The following is a 17,869-nucleotide window of genomic DNA, read 5'->3' as shown; positions in this document are numbered from 1 at the left end:
CCCGTCAAGGCACGGAAACTTTTGCTGTTGTCTTTATGGTCGCGGTAATTCATGTTGCAAAGGTACGCGTATGCGCGATATATAACAAATCTAAATTACATAAACTCTAATCTACACACGTACCTATCTTTTATTCTCTCCGACACGTCATAATAGAACAAGAAAGGGCTGCCCCATACGGAACAGCCCTCTATTTATCGGATTTCAATAAACGTTTTACTCAGTAATGTCCTGTACAGGAGTCGGAGCAGGAGCAGACGGATTATTATCATCCTCGGTCAAAGCCTGGTTCGAGTTGATTTCGTTTTGCGGAATGCGCCACAATAAAATAGCAGAACCCGGCTCGATGTTATAAACCGAAGCGGCTTGCGGGAAGCCTGCACCCCGGCGGTCTACACCTTTATTCAAGCGCATGATGTCAAACCAAATCAAGCCTTCACCCCAAAACTCAATACGGCGCTGGCGGTAGATTTCTTCCTGAATATCCGTTGCGGAAGCAGCGGTGCAGGTATATTCCGGATCACGGTAAGTCTGGATAAAGCTTTCCAATGTAGCCCGGCCTGTTCCGGCATTGCCTCCCATAGCCTGAGCTTCCGCCATAATCAAGTACATTTCCTCGATACGCATTAACGGTATGTCATTCGCATTGGTAGAAGTTTCCAATTCATTGTTATAAGGAGCGAACTTCACTTGTGTATAAGGACCGAAACCATATCCTTTCATCAAAGCTTGTTGGGCAGCCGTCAGATTTGCGGATTCCGTATCAGCATTCAGCCACCAGCCTTTACGTGCATCGGTGTCCGGAATGGTGTTGAACAGGGCACGGTTGATTTGCTTTCCGCCTGAATACCAAGCATAACCATAGTTAAACGAACCCATGTGTGAAGGCCAGTTTACGATACCCGAAGATACCACGGGATCTGATTCTTCAACCAATACGCCCCACATCCAGTCCGGTTCCGTAACATCCCAGAAAGTCGGATGGTTCACCTCTTCTATTGTTGCCGGGCGAGCATCCGACAAAGAAATAGCGGTTTGTGCAGCTTCTTCGGCTGCAGCCCATTCCTGTTTGGTCAAAGCCACACGTGCACGGATACCGTATGCCACCGACTGGTCGATATAACGGCGGTCAGGACGGCTCTCACCTGCATCTTCCGCCGATTTCAAATAATTGATACCGGTTTCCAAATCGGCTTCAATCTGGTCATAAATAGCTTGGACTGTAGCACGGGGCGCACCGTTCGCGGCAGCATCTGCCGAGTTCTCGTTTGTAATCAAAGGCACACAAGGTTTATCCTGATTGCCTACATACGTAAACTGATACAGCTGAGCCAAGTTGAAATAACAAAAGGCGCGGGTAGCGTAAGCACGTCCCAAATACATTTGGAAAGTAGGGTTATCGGTTTCCGGATCGAATGAAGAGATAGCGTTGTTGCATGAGAAAATGATGTTATACAAATCATTCCATACCATTTGAGCTTCGTATGAAGTATAATCTCTGTCATCAAAAGTCAAGCTGTTCCCTTGCCAGTTGTAACCGTTATTATCACTTACAACGTCCATACCGTTAGCATCCGTGCACAACATAATGGTCGGATATCCGATATCGTTATGGCGTTCTGTTCCCAACGCATTTTCATTCGGCGTACGTTGGTTAAACTGAGAATAAATAGCATTGATGGCAGCTTCTGCACGTTCCGGGTTCTGAATATAAACCTCCTCCTTTTGGTCGGTCGTAACAGTATCCCCTTCCGGTGCTGTATCCAAATCCTGACATCCCGTAAATGCCAGGGAAAGAAGCAGGCTCGAAGCGAAAATATATTTTGTTTTCATGTTCTTTCTCATTGTTTTTAAGTTATATTCATTAGAATGTCAAGTTGATACCTCCTGAGATGGTGCGGATCGGCGTATAAAGAGCAGTAGTAGCTGTTGTATAGCTTTGGCGCGGATCCAATCCCTTACGTGCCGAGATAAAGCCCAAGTTGTCCGCCGTGAAGTAGATACGCAATTTCTCAATCTGCATCTTCTGGGTCCAGCTCTTCGGCAAGGTATAACCTACGGTGATGTTGTTGATGTTCAGATAATTTGAACTAGTCAGGAAACGGGTTGAAGTCGAATTAGTATAGCGGTCTTCAGCGTCCAGACGGGGCACATCGGTACGAGTATTGGTCGGAGTCCATGCATTCAAGATATCCTTGTTCCATGCTGTACCGCCACGTTGATAACCGCCGTGCATCGTAACTGCATAACCGGAGTCATAAATTTCTCCGCCCAACTGGTAAGAAAGCGAGATAGAAGCATCGAATCCGTATGCCGTTACACTGGTTCCGATACCGCCATATACCGTAGGCATCATGTCATCCGTTGCAATACGGTAATTTTGCGCATCCACATAATCAGTTGTTTTCTTACGTCCGATGATATTCCCCTTTTCGTCTTTATCAGCAGTCCAATATAATGCTTCACCGGTAGTTTCGTCTACACCTGCATATTCCACCAGATACATACGGTACATAGACTCGCCTTCTTCGTAAATACGAGTACCGTCAATCAGACGTCCGTTCAGGTTCTCATGCAATTCATTGATCTTGTTCTTGATGAAAGTCGCATTGAAGTTCACGTCCCAAGTCACATTCTTGTTCTGAATGATGTTGTAAGTGAAGTCCATTTCAAAACCTGAGTTAGTCATCGAACCTACATTCACCGGCATTGAAGTATAACCCAAGCTACCTGCGGTAGGCAAGTTGTAAAGCATGTCAGAGGACTTACGTCCGAAATATTCCAACGTACCGGTCAGCTTGTTCTTAAACAAAGAGAAGTCCACACCCACATTATACGAAGTAGAAGTTTCCCAAGTCAGGTCCGGATTACCTTTATAATAAAGCACACCGTCCGAATAAACACCGTTCGCACCGCTGATGCGGTATTGGTCGATATACGGATAATAGTTCTTCGTTGTCAGGTCACCCATCAAGATGTCATCGTTACCTTGCTGACCGAACGAAGCTTTCAGCTTCAACTGGTTCACCCATTCCACGTCTTCCATGAAAGCTTCTTCCGAAATACGCCAAGCCACACTGGCTGCCCAGAAGTCACCCCAACGGTGATCGGGAGCAAAACGTGAAGAAGCGTCACGACGGTAAGACACATTACCGATGTATTTGTCATTGTACGAATAGTTGACACGGGCGAAAATACCGTGAGTGGCATACTCGTTCTTGACACCGCCCAACTGCCAATTATCAATCGTATTACCCAAATAATAGCTTTCCGGATTATACAAGTTTGTTCCGTATCCGTAGAAGTCAGTCTTTTCCATGTTATAACCATCATAACCGGCAGTTAAGTCGATATGATGGACATCGTCAATAGAGAAGTTATAGTTGGCTACATACTGCTGATCGAATCCGAATGTACGCATGTGTTCCTGAGTTGCTGTACCGCCATAAGATGCAGTCTGGCCCATATATGCATTACCCAAGTCATTGTAACGGGTATTGTCAATATGCAGACCGTAACGTGCCGTCAAGGTCAGCCCCTTAATCGGAGTGATTTGCGCATACCAATTGGCATTGATGATATCCATCAGGTATTCGGTCTTATTGTAAATCAAGTCACCGGCAGGGTTTGAAATAGACATGAATGAACGGCTCTGGTTCGTACTCTGTCCGTCACCATAGTCATACACCTTGCGCCCGTTGTTAGTCATGATATTGCCATTGGCATCACGTACGTATAAGGGATAGATAGGTGCCGCAAAGTTTGCGATATAAAATGCATTACCTGAAGAAGCGGTATTTTGTTGTTCTCCCGGATAACGGCTATTAGTAAAGTTATAAGCCACATTAGCACCCACTTTCAACCAATCGTTTACCTTGTAATCACCATTCAAACGACCGCTGTAACGCTTGAATCCAGAACCGTCAATTACACCTTGGTCATCCAGATAACCCAAAGAGAAGTAGAACGTAGCACGTTCATTACCGCCTGATACGCTCAGGTTGTACTCCTGGCGCAGCTTGTTCTTGAACATTTCCTTTTCCCAGTCATCCGGCGTATAATAATAGGTACCGTCCGAATAACCCAACTTCGCATTCGGATTGACACGTCCGTCGGTAGTAAACATGCCTTCACCTTCAGGAAGCGTATAAACCTGATAACCTACACCACCCGATGCATTCTTGAAGATAGTAGAATTAGCGTATGCGTGAGCTGCAGCATCGTCATAACCCAAGTTATACAAACCTGCATTCTTCAACGACTGGTAAGCCAGTTCCATATATTGGTTCGGGCTATCAATTACATCGTAATTGGTCACGGCACGTGAGTTAGCACCCCATTTGGCATCAAAGTTCACACGAGCTTTACCCGAAGCACCCTTTTTCGTAGTAATCATGATGATACCGTTGGCACCACGCGCACCGTAAAGAGCGGTAGAAGCCGCATCTTTCAATACCGTCATACTTTCGATATCTTGTGTATTCAATGAAGAAAGGTCACCGTCGAAAGGCATGCCGTCTACAACGTACAACGGTTCTGTACCCGCATTGATAGACCCTACACCACGGATACGCACCTTCGCATCCTCACCCGGCTGACCGTTTGAACTCTGAATTTGCACACCTGCAACCGCGCCCGCCAATGCATTCGTAATATTAGACACCTGACGTTTTTCGATTTTATCGGCCTTCATCACCGAAGCAGAACCGGTAAATGTACCTTTGGTAGCTGTACCATAAGCTGTCACCACAACCTCGTCCAACACCTCAGCATCCGACTTCAGCACAACTTTCATAACCGGCTGAATCTTAACCTCTTGCGTCTCCAGCCCGATGAAAGAAACCACCAAAGTTCCGGCCGAACTTGGCACGTTACTAATCGTAAAATTACCATCTATATCAGTAACCGTACCTACTGTGGTACCTTTTACCAATACAGATGCTCCCACTACAGGTAAACCGTCTTCTTCAGAAGTAACCGTACCGGTAACTTTCTTTACTTGCGCGTTTACCAGACCAATGCCTATCATCAGGCAGGTCATTAACAGCATCAATTTTCTTTTCATAAAAATTCTCTCTTAATTTTTAACCTTAAATAAACACTTTTATCTAATTCAGTTTGCCCGCAAAGGTAAGCATTTATCTTATAACTTGTATACTTTTGGAAACAAAATACAAAAGATACGTCGCTTTTTAACACTTCAAGATTGAAATTCTGTATAAAAAGCAAACAAATATGCAGGATTTCCGGTGTTGTCTTTGCTTAAAAAATAGCCAAAAACAAGCTCAGAACCTTGTATAGGACATCTTTGTGATAGTTTTTAAGACTCCTGATAAAAAGTGTAGTGAAATGAAAAAAATTAGTTACCGATTGGTTTATAATCGTAAAAAACGTCTCAATGCAAGCGGAAAGGCATTGATACAAGTGGAAGCTTATTTAACAAAGCAGAAAGCCTATTTTTCCACTCACATTTATGTACGTCCCGAAGAATGGGATGCCAAAAAAGCAAGGATTGTACTTCATCCGCAGGAAGAGGCGCTGAACCGGATGCTTGACGAGTTTCTCCTAAAGCTCCAGTATGCGGAATTGGAAGGGTGGAAGCGAGGAAAAGAAATATCCTTGTCAATGCTGAAAACAGACAATGAGGCAGAAGAAAGAACAGATGTTTTTGCATTCGGTAGAAAATGGGTAGAACACTCAAAAAGCAAAGAAAGTACAAAAAACAACTTGAGCACTACATTTGCTCTTTTACATGAATTCCGCCCGGCACTATGTTTTGCGGAGATGGATTATTCGCTGCTGCTCCAGTTCGAACATTTTCTGGAAAAGAAAAAACTGAAGATAAACACAATTGCCAAACACATGCGTCATTTACGCACGCTTTGCAATGAAGCCATCAGACAAGGCGTAATGTTATCATCGGCTTCACCTTTCATTAAATACCGGATAAAGACCACTGAAAGTAAACATGTATTCCTGCTTCCAGAAGAACTGAGAAAACTGGAAGAACTGCCGCTCGGACAGACAGGAAAAGCATTGCGCCACACACTGGATGCGTTTCTGTTTTGTTGCTACACCGGCATCCGTTATTCTGATTTTATAGAATTGCGTGAGGAAAATATCGTTTATCCAGACAAGCAACATGCCTGGCTGACGTTCAAGTCGCAAAAGACAGGAACGGAAACTCAAGTCCCCCTTTATCTTTTGTTTCAGGGGAAAGCTCTGAAGATATTAAAGCGATACCCCGACAAAGAGTGCTTTTTCCGTCTTCGCCCGAACCCTGACATTAACAAGGAATTGGTCAGGCTGGGCAAGCTGGCTGGTATTGACAAGCATTTCTCTTTCCACTCGGCACGGCACACCAATGCTACCTTATTAATATATAATGGAGCAAAACTGACTACGGTGCAAAAACTATTAGGGCACCGCAGCATCAAAACCACGCAAATTTACGGTGAAGTGTTTTCGCAAACGTTAGTAAATGACCTGAAGAAATGTAAGTTCTAATGTCGCTTTTCTACAAAGCTGCAATGATTTGCCAAGGCAGTTAACTGTTTCAGCAGTTTCAATGCACTGAAACTAGAGTTTCAGTACATTGAAACTACGGTAAAACTGCATTGCATAAGCTTACCTGACTTTATGCATGTTTTGAAAAAGCCTAGTGCATGGACAAAACGTCATTCTTATCACGGAGCAGAATCGGATTGCAAAAGTTGTAGAAACGTAAAACTCTGTGTCTCCCTGCCTGCAGGACGAACCATGCGTGAAGACTTGCCCGGAGATGATTTTGCTCATCGGGAAGTGCAGTTTGTACGTTAAATTGCACTTTCGAAAGTGCAAATACGCCTAATCCATGCTTATTTATTGCATACATTCATATCTTTGCCGAAAAGGAATGCTTTATGGATAAACATAATCTTTTCCTGCAAGAGGCCCGTAGCACAATATGCATCTAGAAACCGGCTTCATGCATGTCGTTCCTTTGTGGCAATTCGAGTTGGAGTATTAAGCGTTCCTTCTATATCAAAAGGTATGGCTATTCAGTAAAAAGCAGGTAGAAAGCTTCCGGTTGAAACGCATTAATACGTACCACGACACCATTTTTTGAAAGAAACCATTTTAAAAGAAGTCCTTATAGTTTCCTCATACTCAATACGTTAATAGTCATCTTTAGTTCGGCCGGAACTTTGGTGGTTTCTTTCATCGGCTTGCAGACGCAAGAGCTCGACATCCGACCGGTTATGAAAGTTGTACTGAAGTCGGATGCTGAGGTATTGGACGAAGTGATGGTGGTGGCTTATGGTACTGCAAAGAAGTCGACATTTACCGGTTCGGCAGCTACAATCAAGAATGACAAAATCGCTTCACGGCAAACTTCAAATATCACGAATGCTTTGACCGGACAGGTTGCCGGAGTGCAAACAACAAGCAATACTGGCCAACCGGGAAAGGATGCGGAAGTGCGCATTCGGGGTATCGGATCTATCTCAGCCAGCAACAGGCCTCTTTATGTAGTGGACGGCGTACCTTATGACGGTGAATTGTCTGCCATCAGCTCTACTGATATCGAATCGATGACCGTATTGAAAGACGCAGCTTCAAATGCTTTGTATGGTGCCCGCGGTGCAAACGGTGTCATTTTGATTACTACTAAGCGGGGTGCCAATGGGGAAGCACGTGTGAATTTTAATGCCAAATGGGGTGTGAACAAGCGCGGTATCGCTTCATACGAACGCATTACAGATCCAGGCAAATTCTATGAATTGAATTACGCTTCTATCTACAATGCAGATTTGGAAGGTTATCTGGCAAACGGAGACTTAGCTGCTGCTAATGCATACGCCAATCAGGCTATGTTGTCTTCGGCTTATTTAGGATACCAAGTATTCAGTGTGCCGAATGGTGAACAGCTGATAGGAATGGACGGAAAACTGAATCCGAATGCGAAACTAGGGTATTCTGACGGGACATATACTTATCTCCCTGACGATTGGACGGACGAATTGTTCCAAAACAATTTGCGTCAGGAATATAATTTGAGTGTCAGTGGTGCCAATGAAAAATTGAACTATTACATGTCTGCCGGTTATTTGGACGATCAGGGAATTGTCCCTAATTCCGGATTCCAGCGTTATTCAGCCCGCTTGAAAGCGGATTATCAAGTCAAACCGTGGCTGAAAATGAGCGGCAATGTATCGTTCACCCATTACGACAGTCGGGAACAGGATACCGAAAGCGGTACTTCTAATGCCAATGCCTTTTATGCCGCGAACATCATTGGTGCTATTTATCCGATGTATGTACGTGATGCAAAGGGAAATATCATGGTGGATAATCGTGGTTCCCAGCGTTATGACTATGGGTCGGACACAAATTTCTCACGCTCGAACGTAATTCCCAATGCTAACCCATTGGCAAGCTATATGCTTGACAAAATGGAATATTCCGGTGATGTTGTCAGTGGAAAATGGGGTGCCGACATCGACATTTGGGGCGGCATCAAAGCAAGAATCAATATCGGCGTGGATGCGAACAATGTGCATTATTCTAATATGGTCAATCCGTTTTACGGACAATATTCCGAAACAAGCGGTGTAGGCGGTATCGTCAGTGTAGCTACAGAGCGCACTTTCAGTACGAACCAACAGTATTTGCTGACTTATAACCGGACGTTCAATCATGTACATAATGTAGACATTCTTGCCGGACATGAAAACTATAACTACAAATACCAGTATTTATACGGCCAGCGGGAGAAAGTATACAATCCGAATATTCCCGAACTGAATAATGCCATTTCCAACCAAATCAACGAATCTTATACGCAAAAATACGCAACGGAAGGTTGGCTGTTCCGCGGACAATATGATTATGACGGAAAATATTTCGCATCTGTATCTTACCGTCACGACGCTTCTTCTTGCTTTGCTCCTGAAAACCGTTGGGGTAATTTCTGGTCGGTAGGGGCAGGATGGCTTATCAACCGCGAGAAATTCATGGAAAACCAGCATTGGATTAACATGTTGAAGTTTAAAATCAGTTATGGTACCCAAGGTAATGATAACCTGATGTATGAAGGCGGGCTTTATCGTAACTATTATCCCTATATGGACCAATACACATTGGCAAACAGCAATGGTGATTTTTCTACATCATTGTATTATAAAGGAAACAGAGACATCACATGGGAAACTTCGCACAGCTTCAATACTGGATTTGACTTCACATTCTGGGACGGGAAATTAAGCGGTAGTGTGGAATACTTCTCGCGCAAAACCACCGACATGCTCTATTTCAAGCCAGTGGCTTCGTCATTGGGTTATTCGCGTATGCCGGAAAACGTGGGTTCAATGGTGAACCGTGGCATTGAACTTGATTTGTACTCGACTGTAATCGATACAAAAAACATATCATGGGACATCAATCTCAACCTTACCCACTTTAAGAACAAAGTGCTGGAACTGGCTCCCGAGCTGAACGGGCAAATGATTGACGGCGCACGTATCTATCGCGAAGGGGATTCCATGTACCAGCTATACCTGCCTAGATATCTGGGTGTAAATCCGGATACCGGTGAAGCCCAATATGCGTTGGTTCAACCAGACGAGGAAGGAAATACAGTCACAACAGATTATGCCGTGGCTTCGGAGAACCGTTTCGCTACAGGCGATATCTTGCCGAAAGTATATGGCGGTTTCGGCACCAGCCTTAAAGTTTACGGGTTTGACTTCTCCATTTCATTTACCTACCAACTGGGCGGACGCATGATAGACAATACTTACGCTGATTTAATGAGTGATGAAGCAATGGGTCATGCCTTGCACGTAGACATGCTGAATGCCTGGACTCCGGAAAACAGAAACACGGATGTGCCACGCATGAACGCCAATAACGTGTATACTACTTATACATCAGACAGATGGTTGACAAGCTCAAACTACCTGAGCCTGCAAAACATCACTTTCGGTTATACTTTGCCGAAGAAGTGGACGCGCAAGTTACAGATAGAAGGAGTACGCCTCTTCTTCGTGGCAGACAACGTGGCTTTGTGGACAGCACGCAAAGGTTTTGACCCGCGGCAAGGATATGTATCTACTGATAATGTATATTCTCCAATCCGTACTATTTCCGGCGGAATATCATTGGATTTCTAACGTTTAAATAAAAGGAAAATTATGAAACTGAATAACAATTTTATAATAATAGCAGGCATTACACTGGCACTTGCGTCTTGCGACTTAGATAAGTTCCCGGAAGGCCAGTATGTGTCTGACGAGCAAAAGGAAAACATAATCGAAAGCCGTCCGAATCTGATAACGGCAGAAGCCAATGCCATGGCTGCCAGACTGAATTTCTTTGGCACGATTTCCGATGACCTTAATACATACCATAGCGACTATGGAGTTCCTGCCGTGTCTTTACAACTGGAATCTGGAGGTCAGGACATTGTGGCATCTACAAGCGGCTATAACTGGTTTAGTCGTTCTCAGAATTATGCCGACCGGGATTATGCCGATGCAAGCGGGGCTGAGTTTATTTGGAAGATTTTCTATAATCACATGAAGGCAGCCAATGATTTGTTGAAACTTATTGATGCGAATACAGAAGATGCAGATTTGCAACGCTACCGGGGGCAGGCTTTGGCAGCACGTGCATACGATTATTTAAACTTGGTACAATGTTTCCAGTTTACTTATGCAGGACATGAAAGTGCATTAGCTGTTCCTATTGTCACAGAAACAAAAACAGACGAGGAACTTCAAAATAATCCACGTGCTACAGTCGGACAAGTTTATGAACAAATCATGAACGATTTGAATCAAGCCGCAGAACTATTAGCCGGTTTTGACGCAGGCAGCAATAAAGACCAAATAGACGAAGCCGTGGTATATGGCTTGCGTGCCCGTGCCAACCTGCTTATGCAAAACTGGGCTGCCGCAGCAGAAGATGCAGACAAAGCTATTCAAGGTGGCACTCCGCAATCTTTACAGGAAGTTTCCACACCGACCTTTAATTCGGCTACTGCCAGTTCATGGTTATGGGGGATATTGATTTCACCGGATAATGAGGTGGTAACCACAGGCATCATCAATTGGCCTTCTCATCTATGCTCCTTTACTGGAAACGGTTATACGACATTAACCGGGACATTCCGTTCGGTCAGTTCGTCTCTTTATGAACAGATTCCTGATACAGACATCCGCAAGCAGTGGTTTATTTCTCCTGACACTACTTCAACGCTGGTAGATAATGAAACGGTAAACGGAACTCCTGTTATTGAATATTTTGGTTTGACTCCATACGTAAATACCAAATTCGGTGCTTACCAGAGTGTGTTTGGAAATACAACCAATTCTTCAGACTGGCCTCTGATGCGTGTAGAAGAGATGTATTTGATTAAAGCTGAAGCAGAAGCCATGTCCGGAAATCTTGGAGCAGGAAAGTCTACTTTGGAAAGTTTTGTGCAAACTTACCGTAATCCTTCATTTATAAGCCATGCCACTTCTGCAGAAGAGTTGCAGGATGAAGTTTGGCTACAGCGCAGAATGGAACTATGGGGCGAAGGTTTCGCCCTGTTCGACATTTTGCGATTGAAGAAACCTATTGTAAGAAAGGGTACAAACTATCCGGCATCTGTCCAATTCAATTTGGATCCGGAGTCGCAAATTATGATTTATCGCATTCCGCAGTGTGAAATGGAAACCAACGAAGGAATCACTGATGAAGATAACAACCCGGCAGCAGAGCGTCCTACGCTGTAAATCTTTAGTATAAATAGAAATGAAGAGGGTGTGCCCCTAACTGATTATGACATATAAATGGTACAGACTGAACATTCTGTTATAAACCAATCCATATAAACGGTGGTCATCTGCTATATCGGTGTAGTAGTCTATGGCAATCTCGTATTCGGGTGCACTCTCTTCATTATGTTTCACATATATACAATGTTTGAATGCAAGAAGCGTTACATTTGTTCCTTTAACCATAAACTGAAAAAGCGGTCATACACTTGATAGGTCCCCTGCTCTTCGGTAATTATCAGTGTTTGTCGACAGCACCGTCCAGTTTACCCGTCAGAAATTCTCTTTTAAGCCATTCGTATATATATGAAGGGCTTTGACTATATAAGTCTGTTTCTTTGTCAGAAAGTGCTCTGAACGTATCAGAAGTATAAACTATATTCAATGCGGAAGGTATGTCTAATTGAAAATCCTCAATCAAAAAACCTGTTATTTTATCAACTATGTGTGAAATCAAATAGTCTTGTTGAATTGGTCTTATCATATTCTATTCAATAAATTAATACTTCGTAAAGTTCCAAAAAAGAATTGCCTGTTCAATTGTTTGTATTCCAATTCCTTTGCCAATTCCTCCAGAGTACAGAAACCTTCTTCGTAACGGCTTAAAAGGTAAGCTACCCCGTCATCAGCTATCGGACCCATCACAATATCGTAATGATGTGAAAAGGCAGGGATACTCCTTGTTCTATTCCGGTAAATGAATTCTGCCCACTCTTTGCTTGGCTTTTCAAAAAGCAGGACGTTCAGAAACGGAGCCGAGAGATACGTTTCATCAAATTGATATTTCTGTACAATCGGACTTCCGCCAAGAATCCGTGCTTTCTTGGCTGCCATATTTTCAGCCTGCACAAGAATATCAGTCAGATAAAAGCCTTGACCAAAGTCCTTGTACGGATTGGATTTTCGAATGTCTATCTGCTGAAAATCAACATTAGTCCCATGATAAAGTATCATATCAGTTGTCCTCCGTTTTTTTTGCAGATGACAATCAAGTCATCCACGGCATCATCAATGGATTGCAAATGCTCTACGCCGTAAAAGTCATTCAGAAAATCCACGCCTTTAAACCGATATAGGTATAAAAAAGCATTCTTGACCGAAAGGCTGAAACGCTTGGCAAAAGCACGTATGCATGCATTTATATAAGGTATCTTATACTTATCATCCATAACTAAAGGTGTTTGAGTTTCACACAAAGGTAATCAAAAATTCTATTATCTCATCATTTTCAGATATATCTCGGGTAGAAAAATTTCAGACGAAACCCTGTTATACTCTATATGAACCAATCATGAGAAAGAACAAAGCATAATTATAAATTCTGTAATTCGTTTATAAACAGTCATTTATAGGCATCATCAAGTTCGGCCGGAACTTTGGTGGTTTCTTTCATCGGGCTGGAGACACAAGAGGTTAAGATCCAGCCGGTTATAAAGATTGCGCTGAAAGCAGATGAAGAGGTATTGGATGAAGTTGTTGTCGTTGCTTACGGTACCCAGAAACGTGCCTCCATTACGGGTGCGGTATCATCTGTAAGTGCAGGTCAGATTGAAAAACGACCGGTAACAAATGTGACCAGCGCATTGGAAGGTACTACTACCGGTGTGCAGGTAAACAGTACATACGGTGAACCGGGTAATGGTAGTAATAGCATCCGTATCCGCGGTTTTGGTTCTATTAATGGAACAAACGAACCCTTGATTGTAGTAGATGGTGTACCCTATGAAGGCAGCCTGAACGAAATCAATACCAATGATATTGAATCAATGTCTGTCTTGAAGGATGCTTCTTCGGCTGCTCTTTATGGTAATAAAGCCGCTAATGGTGTTATTTTGATTACGACACGTAATGGAAAAGGAAGCAAACCGAGCCTGAATCTGGATATACGCCAAGGTATGTATACCCGTGGTATTCCCGAATACGACCGTCTGGGCATCAACGACTGGATGGAAACAATGTGGAAAGGATACCAACGCTATTATATGATAGACGAAGGTATGGATGCTGCTTCAGCCGCCGCAGCCGTTAACCAGACTTTGATGAGCAATGTTATCAAATCGAATATTTTCGATAAGGGAAACACTGAACTTTTCACAGAAGATGGAAAGTTCTTAGGAAATGTTTTGCCAGGATATAATGACTTGGATTGGAATGATGCTTTGGAGCGTACAGGCTACCGCCAAGAATATAATTTGAGCGGTGCAGCTGCGGGTGAAAAATATGATTTGTTTGCATCTGGTTCTTATTTGAACGAAAAAGGATATGTTATCAGTTCTGATTTTGAACGTTTCTCCGGTCGCTTGAAAGCCAACTTTACTCCGAACAAATGGTTTAAGAGCGGTATTAATTTATCAGCAAGTTCTTCGGAAGGCAATTATGCCAATGAAGCCAACGGCACCTATTATATCAACCCATTTTATTCCGCACGTATGATGGCTCCGGTTTATCCGTATTATGCACATGATGCAGAAGGCAATGTGGTGATGGACGAGAATGGAAATCCTACCTACAACCTAGGGCAACAATATCTGTCAAACCGCCATGTAGTATATGAATTGGAAAACGACATCAACCGTATGTACACCAACACGATGCAAGGACAGATTTATGCCACGATTTCGTTCTTGAATGATTTCCAGTTTACGGCAAAGGGAAATCTGTTCAATTCGAATATGAAACAGAAAAATTACAATAACCCTGTCTGTGGTGACGGTGCAGGCAACAACGGCCGTCTGACCCAATATTACCAACGTGTAAAAGACTATACATTGTCACAAGAACTATTTTGGGCACACCATTTCAACAAGCATACGGTGGATGTGCTGTTGGCTCATGAAGCGCGCAGTTATTATGAGTCATTAGATTATACGGCAAAGGCTAATATGAAAATGACAGGTGACAACACTGAGTTGTCAAACTTCTCAGAAACTACTTATAGCGAGGGTTCTACGATTGAGTATAACACGGAAAGTTATCTGGCACGTGCCCGTTACAACTACGATGACAAGTATTATTTCGATGCTTCTTTCCGTCGGGACGGCTCTTCCCGCTTCCATCCAGACCATCGTTGGGGTAACTTCTGGTCAGTTGGCGGAAGCTGGATGATTTCAAAAGAAAAGTTCATGGAAGATGTTACTTGGGTAGATGATTTGAAATTGCGCGCTTCGTACGGCGAAGTAGGTAATGATGCCGGCGTGGATTATTATGCCTACATGGCTTTGTATAATTCGGACACCAATGCCGGATTGGGCGCTTATTATAAGAACCAGCTGATGAACGAGGACTTGAAATGGGAAACTACCACTTCGTTTGACATCGCTGTAGAAGCACGCCTGTTCGACCGGTGGAACATTTCATTCGATTATTTCGATAAACGTTCACGCGACCTGCTGTTCAATGTATATAATCCGTTGTCGGCCGGTGCTACAGACTTGTGGGGAATCGGTAGTGCTGACGCAACAGCTATGTCAAGTATGGCAAAAAACATCGGGTCGGTATCCAATAGAGGTATCGAAATCGCTACTGATGTGGATGTTATCCGTACCAAAGACTGGAACTGGAATATCGGCATGAACCTGACATGGCTGAAAAACGAGATTATCGAATTGCCTGACGGAGAAGATATCCTAAACGGTGTACAGATGTTCTCGGAAGGACATAGTATTTACGAGTTCTATATGTACCAGTATGCCGGTGTAGACCAGATGAGCGGTCGTGCTCTTTATGAAATTGACCCGACAAAAGTTGAATCGGCAAAAGCAGCTGGTTATCATGTGAATATCAACGGTACAGACTATACGTATAACACCACGTATGCTAGAAAGGACTGGAGCGGCACTGCATTGCCTACTGTTTATGGAAGCATCTCGACTTCGGTAAGTCATAAGGATTTAACTCTTTCTATCTTAGGGACTTACTCATTGGGTGGAAAGACATACGATACCACCTATGCTTCTTTGATGAGTTCAAGCGTAGCCAGTCCGAATGCACTGCATACAGATGTGTTGAATGCCTGGCAGAGTGTACCTGCTGGAATGACAGAGGATTCGCCCAATCGTGTAGATCCGAACGGAATTCCCCGTTTTGACTTGTCATCACAAGATGCTTATTCGCAAGGTTCATGTGACCGTTGGCTGCAAAATTCTTCTTATTTCATCTTGAAGAATATCAACTTGAACTATAATTTGCCTAAGAGATGGGTAACCAAACTCGGACTTGGCGGTATAAGCGTATATGGTAGTATTGAAAACGCATTTACCATTACCTCGCTGAAAGGTATGAACCCGCAGTACAGTTTCAACGGTACGATGGACAACACATTCGTCACTGCCCGCGTTTATACTTTAGGCGTAAACTTGAAATTCTAAATCAATACATAAATTAATAGAGCTTATAAATATATGAGACATTCTATCACAAAATACATGACAATGGGATTGCTGGGTGCTGCCTTGGCGTTCAGCTCCTGTAGTGACAGCTGGCTGGACACGGTGCCTACTGGTTCAGCTTCTGCTGGGGAAGTGAACGGTAATGCAGACAATATGAAGCAAGCCATCAACGGTATCTGCAAACTGATGACCATGCAGCATGCATATTATGGCCAGGGTTTTAATGGCGAAGGTACCATCATGATGATGTACGCCGAATATATGGGTGAGGATTTCTATTTCCCTGTATTTGCTCCGGGATGGGCTCCGATGATGAATGGAACGATGAATGACAGCAATACATCCATTTATGATTCGTACCCTTGGTATTATTACTATACCATAGTAGGAAACGCTAATACGATTCTTGCCAATGTAGATACCGCCGAAGGAGATGAGGCAGAGCTTCAGTTTCTGAAAGCTTCAGCATTGACATTCCGCGCATTTGCCTTTTCACAAGTAGTACAGTTCTATTGCAACAGTTGGGCGAATAGCAACAACGGTGCTACAGACGGTATAGTTTTACGTTTGGATGAATCTACAGGTGACATGCCGTTGTCTACCTTAGCTCAGACCTATGAACAGATTTACAAGGATCTTGACGAAGCCATCTCACTGTTTCAGGCATCCGGTTTAGACCGTAGCGCAGTATTTGGCAGCAGTGCCGTATGTTTTCCAAATCTGAATGTAGCTTATGGCGTATACGCTCGTGCTGCCCTGAATCGGGAGGATTATAGCAAGGCAAGTGAAATGGCCCAATTGGCCCGGAATGGTTATGCATTAATGTCGAATGCCGATTACCGAACCGGCTTCTGCAATCCGACGTCCGAATGGATTTGGGGTTCTTATAATGATGCTGCAGAAACTTTATATTACTGGAGCTATCAAGTGACAATGGCATACAATGGTTATTATGCGTCTGTTGGTTATAATATCGCGGCAAGCCGTGAGCTGATTGACGCTATCCCTGATACGGATATACGTAAAGGCTTATTCTTGCACTCCGGTACTTTCTTGGAAGAAGGCCAAAAGGTGGAAGACGTCATAGAAACAATTTATGGAAGCTTTGATATAGAGACGGATGCAGGTTTAGCTGCGGCAACCAAGGCCAATAATTATGCAGCCAGCGTTTGCACTTACACTCCGGCACAAACCATTGAACCATACGGTGCTTTGAAATTTGCCGCACTTGGTATGCCGGGTATTGGATGCATTCCATTTATCCGTTCTTCTGAAATGTTATTGATTGAGGCAGAAGCAGCTTATAAGACAGGGGATATTACAAGTGCACAAAACGATTTGATTGAATTGAATCAAACCAGTGGACGTGACCCTGAATATACTTGTACGAAAACAGGAGAAGATTTGTGGAACGAAATTATTCTGTACCGCCGTCTCGAACTTTGGGGTGAAGGTCACAGCTGGTTCGACTGCAAGCGTTGGGGACGCCCGGTTCAGCGCAAAGGCATTACCGAAGGAGGTAATTTCCATGCGTCTATTGCCGGTACTTATGGAGCAGATCCCAACTCTTCATTCTGGAAATGGGTTCTTCCGTCAAGAGAAACCGATTACAACAGTGGATTAGACATGCCAGCCGTAGAATAACGGACAAATACACGACAACAAGTAAAGCGACCC

General features: G+C 43.6%; 10 protein-coding genes and 1 pseudogene. 5 read left to right on the top strand and 6 right to left on the bottom strand.

Going from position 1 to position 17,869, the window contains the following annotated elements; all coding sequences use genetic code 11:
* Positions 1 to 216 precede the first annotated feature (216 nt).
* Both B5F71_RS07040 and B5F71_RS07035 read right to left on the bottom strand, forming a co-directional pair.
* A complete protein-coding gene (locus tag B5F71_RS07040) occupies positions 217 to 1,833 on the bottom strand; it encodes a RagB/SusD family nutrient uptake outer membrane protein (protein ID WP_164488574.1) in 1,617 nt (538 codons plus the stop codon).
* Positions 1,834 to 1,864: 31 nt separating this feature from the next.
* A complete protein-coding gene (locus B5F71_RS07035; protein ID WP_087208746.1) occupies positions 1,865 to 5,065 on the bottom strand; it encodes a TonB-dependent receptor in 3,201 nt (1,066 codons plus the stop codon).
* A 284-nt stretch (positions 5,066 to 5,349) separates the two neighbouring features.
* Here B5F71_RS07035 and B5F71_RS07030 point away from each other — a divergent pair, with 284 nt between their 5' ends.
* From B5F71_RS07030 to B5F71_RS07015, 3 genes are all read left to right on the top strand, one after another.
* Positions 5,350 to 6,507 carry a site-specific integrase gene (locus B5F71_RS07030; RefSeq protein ID WP_022039855.1) on the top strand — a complete coding sequence of 386 codons (1,158 nt, stop codon included), beginning with the start codon at positions 5,350 to 5,352 and terminating at the stop codon, positions 6,505 to 6,507.
* A 680-nt stretch (positions 6,508 to 7,187) separates the two neighbouring features.
* A complete protein-coding gene (locus tag B5F71_RS07020; protein ID WP_143269860.1) occupies positions 7,188 to 10,154 on the top strand; it encodes a TonB-dependent receptor in 2,967 nt (988 codons plus the stop codon).
* A gap of 21 nt (positions 10,155 to 10,175) precedes the next feature.
* Complete coding sequence (locus B5F71_RS07015) at positions 10,176 to 11,762, top strand: RagB/SusD family nutrient uptake outer membrane protein (RefSeq protein ID WP_087208740.1); 1,587 nt, start codon at positions 10,176 to 10,178, stop codon at positions 11,760 to 11,762.
* A gap of 36 nt (positions 11,763 to 11,798) precedes the next feature.
* On the opposite strand, the gene B5F71_RS20190 is transcribed toward B5F71_RS07015, so the two are convergent.
* The 4 genes from B5F71_RS20190 to B5F71_RS07000 all read right to left on the bottom strand — a co-directional run bounded on the left by B5F71_RS20190 (position 11,799) and on the right by B5F71_RS07000 (position 12,973).
* The gene (locus B5F71_RS20190) at positions 11,799 to 11,939 is read right to left on the bottom strand and encodes a hypothetical protein (protein ID WP_158098052.1); all 141 of its coding nucleotides are present in this window, start codon (positions 11,937 to 11,939) and stop codon (positions 11,799 to 11,801) included.
* 103 nt (positions 11,940 to 12,042) lie between these two features.
* The gene (locus B5F71_RS07010) at positions 12,043 to 12,288 is read right to left on the bottom strand and encodes a hypothetical protein (RefSeq protein WP_022039202.1); all 246 of its coding nucleotides are present in this window, start codon (positions 12,286 to 12,288) and stop codon (positions 12,043 to 12,045) included.
* Positions 12,285 to 12,758, bottom strand: a complete 474-nt coding sequence (locus B5F71_RS07005; protein ID WP_022039203.1) for a DUF3990 domain-containing protein — start codon at positions 12,756 to 12,758, stop codon at positions 12,285 to 12,287. Before B5F71_RS07005 ends, B5F71_RS07010 begins: the two co-directional genes overlap by 4 nt.
* Positions 12,755 to 12,973, bottom strand: coding sequence for a DUF3791 domain-containing protein (locus B5F71_RS07000; RefSeq protein WP_022039204.1), 219 nt, complete (start codon positions 12,971 to 12,973; stop codon positions 12,755 to 12,757). Before B5F71_RS07000 ends, B5F71_RS07005 begins: the two co-directional genes overlap by 4 nt.
* A gap of 204 nt (positions 12,974 to 13,177) precedes the next feature.
* On the opposite strand from B5F71_RS07000, the pseudogene B5F71_RS06995 reads away from it, so the two are divergent.
* Both B5F71_RS06995 and B5F71_RS06990 read left to right on the top strand, forming a co-directional pair.
* Positions 13,178 to 16,171: pseudogene (locus B5F71_RS06995) on the top strand (SusC/RagA family TonB-linked outer membrane protein); the annotation flags it as partial.
* Positions 16,172 to 16,204: 33 nt separating this feature from the next.
* Positions 16,205 to 17,836: a RagB/SusD family nutrient uptake outer membrane protein gene (locus B5F71_RS06990; protein ID WP_087208738.1), complete on the top strand. Its 1,632-nt coding sequence runs from the start codon at positions 16,205 to 16,207 to the stop codon at positions 17,834 to 17,836.
* Positions 17,837 to 17,869: the final 33 nt, after the last annotated feature.

It is taken from the genome of Bacteroides sp. An269, assembly GCF_002159755.1.
In the GTDB taxonomy this organism is placed as follows: Bacteria; Bacteroidota; Bacteroidia; order Bacteroidales; family Bacteroidaceae; genus Phocaeicola; species Phocaeicola intestinalis.
Note: the sequence above shows the minus strand (reverse complement) of the source record. Positions and strands in the feature narration are given on the sequence as shown.